The organism is Paenisporosarcina sp. P4_D4, from assembly GCF_056401835.1.
The window spans coordinates 1-2,848 of record NZ_JBFUIO010000200.1; the positions used below are offsets into that span (position 1 = coordinate 1).

The window sequence follows — 2,848 nt, forward strand, 5'->3', positions numbered from 1 at the left end:
ATATCAATATATCGGATATTACATAATGCTYACATTAGATTTACACTCTATTAATATTTATCACTTACCATTAAGCAGAAAAGCAAATTTGATTCTGTAGGGGGGCTTAAAATAATGTTCGGCCGTTTGTAAAAAAGTTGCACCGTTTATAAAAAAGATTGATTAGAATACAGTACATATTTTATAAGAACATTGATAAATCATGATATATCAGTGTTTTTTGATCGAACTTTATTCTGAAAACGTGGTCAACATGAGAGGATTAAAGGATTTGATCAATCTTTTTTCGAAAAATAAACTACGTCGTATAAAAAAAAATTAAGGGAGATGTTTATGGTTACCTTAACGAAGTTTAACAAGTCATTATTTTCATTTATCCTGATAGTTGGATTCCTGCTCAGCACCAGTGTTGGCTATATGCCGGTGCATGCAGCAAGCGATGCATATAGTCTGACAGAAGCAGAAAGCTTTAGTTCCAAGTCGGGTGCCTACCTAAAAGTCGAAGCTTGCCCAGATGGTGGACAATGTATAGGAGGTACTAATGACAACCAGTATTTAGCATATAACAATATTGACTTTGGTAGCGACGTTAATGGCGCTACGAAATTTAGTGCAAGACTTTCAGTTAAGGGATCAAATGCAGGGGGAGATATTGAAGTATGGATTGACGGTCCGACCAGCGCGAATGGTAAAAAAGTGGGGACACTTACTACCGCAGCTACCGCACCGGATAACTGGAATGTCTATAAAACTATGACAACCGATATTACTGAAGTTACAGGAATTCATGATGTATACCTTGTAGTAATGGTTGCGGCGGGAAAAACATATGTAGCCAACATCAACTGGTTTCAGTTTTCAAAGACATTGAACAGCATTGAGCTTACAAAACCACCAGCAAAGACTGTATACCGTATTGGAGAGAGCCTTGATATCACGGGTATGGAAGTCACAGGCACCTATATTGACGGTTCGACTAGGGGGGAGGAAGTCAGAGCTTCCGACGTAAGCGGATTTAACAGTTCATCTGCAGTAGCCAGCCAGATACTAACCGTCACAGTACGCGGTAAGACAGTAACTTATCCAGTAGAAATAAAGCCGAAGGTACTAACAAGCATCACAGCACCTGCAGCGATTACTGGTGTAGTAAACGGAACAGCGCCTACACCGGTGGCCCTTGGATTGCCTAGCACAGTAGTACAGGTGACCGACGGCGGTAATTTGAATGCACCTGTAACCTGGAATATAGATGCATCAGGCTATGTTCCGTCCGTAAAAACCGAGCAGAGTTTCACGGTAAAGGGAACAGTAGATCTGCCAACAGGGGTTACAAATCCGGATAATGTAGCATTGTCAACAAGCATCAATGTTACGGTTCTTGCTTCAACAACACCTGACAGGGATACTAGTTATAAATTCAGCTTTATGTCCATTTCTGATACACATGCAAATGTACAAGGGGATATCGCCGATGTCAGACTTGACAATGCATTGCAGGAAGCAGTTAGCAATAATGTGCAATCCGTTAGCGTTGGTGGAGATCTTACTGAATATGGCACAGATGCACAATATAATACATTAATGAAAACAATGAACAAATATCCTCAACTTGATCGCAACTTGATTTTAGGGAACCATGATGTAAGGTGGATGGGAGGATTTGAAACAGCTAAAAACAGATTTTTGACACATACTGGTATGCCAGGTGTTTATTATGATAAGTGGATAAGCGGATACCACTTCATTTATTTGGCAACGGAGACTGATGATAAAGACAGTGCATATATATCAGATACCCAGATGAAGTGGTTAAGCGATAAGTTGGCGGAGAATGCAAGTAAAGACAAACCCATATTTCTCTTCCTTCATCAGCCACTAGATAATACTGTATATGAGGAATATCCTTGGGATCCTTATCAAAGCGATGAGGTACAGGATCAAAAGTTAAAGGACATTATTGGAAAATATCCTCAAAGCGTTTTCTTAACGGGACATATACATTATCCTCTCACGTTACCGGGTACTTTCTATAATAAACAGTACTTTACAATGATGAGAGATGGAGCTATCAAGGATTCAGGTCAAGGCTTGATTTTAGATGTTTATGCCGATAGGGTGGTAATAAATGGAAGAGACTTCTCGAAAAAAAGTACGGTAACTACCTGGACCATAAATAATTACACTGCGGATGCACTTGCAGCAGATAAACAAGCGCCTACCGAACCAACCAATGTCTCGACGAAAGTAGTAACAGACAAGATGGCAATGCTGTCATGGGATACAGCTACAGATAATTTTACGGGTAATGTAGGTGTTACAGGCTACGATATATATAATGGAAAAAAACTGATTGGATCTACAACAGGGCGTACGAACTTTAAAGTGACAGGGCTGAAGAAAAAAAAGACCTATCAATTTACTGTAAAAGCCAGGGATGCAGCAGGAAATGTTTCAGCGGCCAGCAGTCCGTTAAAAGTTACCACTTTAGCATTCGATCCTGCTCCGGTAAATTTGGTTCTGAATAAGGAGATTACAGCCAACGGAAGTGTGGTGGGATACGAACCGTCCAAGGCAGTAGATGGATCGGCTGAAAGCGGCCGAAAGTGGTCTTCCAATACGACCGGGGACAAATGGATGATGGTCGATCTTGGAGGGAATTATGATATAAGCAGGTGGGTAGTAAAGCATGCTGGAGAAGGCGGAGAGACCTTATCCCTGAATACAAAAAATTATATGCTTCAGGGAAGTCTGGATGGAACTACCTGGACTGACCTAGATTCAGTAGAAGGAAACGTTTCGAACAGCACGGACAGGTATATAACGAAATCCACCGCAAGGTATGTAAGAC

The 2,848-nt window shown here is 40.8% G+C and carries 1 protein-coding gene; it reads left to right on the forward strand.

Annotation, left to right across the window (positions count from 1 at the left end; genetic code table 11):
• Positions 1-333: 333 nt before the first annotated feature.
• Positions 334-2,848 (forward strand): carbohydrate-binding protein (locus AC1DSL_RS16960; RefSeq protein ID WP_477533110.1); only part of this gene is annotated, 2,515 nt, incomplete at its 3' end.